This is a genomic window from Streptomyces sp. SM1, from assembly GCF_002910825.1.
GTDB lineage: Bacteria > Actinomycetota > Actinomycetes > Streptomycetales > Streptomycetaceae > Streptomyces > Streptomyces okerensis.
In genome coordinates this window covers 1-917 of record NZ_NEUB01000584.1, presented here as the reverse complement: position 1 = coordinate 917, position 917 = coordinate 1, and the positions used below count along the sequence as shown (strand labels likewise).

Annotated in this window: 1 pseudogene; it reads left to right on the top strand. The window is 76.6% G+C overall.

Annotation, left to right across the window (positions count from 1 at the left end):
- A pseudogene (locus B9S61_RS40835) lies at positions 1 to 706 on the top strand (hypothetical protein); the annotation flags it as partial.
- Positions 707 to 917 lie beyond the last annotated feature (211 nt).

The window sequence follows — 917 nt, the reverse complement described above, 5'->3', positions numbered from 1 at the left end:
TGCCGCCGCCGGGGCCTGGGAGGTGCACGCCGCCGCCGTATCGCGGGTGCTCACCCGGATGCCCGCCCTGCGCGGCCACGAGCTGGCGGCCGCGCGGGCCGACCTCATCGCCGCGCACGCCTATCTCACCGCCGGGGAAGGGCCCCTGCACCACCGCGAGTTGATCCGGGACCTGCACTCCGGCGAGGGGCGGCTGCTGCCCTACGCCGGCTGCCTCGCGTCCGCTCTGCGCCGGCTGCCCTCCTACCGGGGCGTGGCCCTGCGCGGCGGGGACGCCGAAGGCCCCGGACCGGCGGCCGGCACCCTGCTCCAGGACCCCGCCCCGGTCAGCGCCCTGGCCGGAGCCTCGGCGCTCCCCGCCGGATCTCCCGTGCGCTACGCGATCTGGTCCGTCACCGGACGCAAGGTGAGGCAACTGATCGACCGGCCGGGCGGGCCCCCGGAGGCGTACGAGGAGATCGTCTTCGTGCCGGGGACCGGCTTCCGGGTGCTGGGGGTGCGGACCGCGCCGGCGGGCCCCTCCGTCGTACTGCTGCGCGAGCTCCCCGGGAACGCGACCGCCTACATGGACGGGTCGGAGGAACTGAGCGGGCTGGACCTCAAGGCCCTCGCGCACCTCGAGGAGGCGCTGGCCAAGGGCTTCCGCGTCGGCGACGTCCCGCGGTGGCCGGAACGCTGCTCGGGGCCCGTGGGCCAGGACGGATAGCGAGCGGGGCCGCGCCGCACGACCACCCATCACCCCACAGTCCACACAGATCGAGGAGAACGATGGCACGTCAGAAGAAGCCGCCGGTTCCCGGCGAGCCCCACGGCACGGGCGGCTCGTCCGTCCGCAGGGCCGTCTCCCTCGGGTCGGCGGCGGCCGACCCCGGTGCGATGCTGGCGCCGGCCGCACGCCGTACGGCCGCACCGCAGCC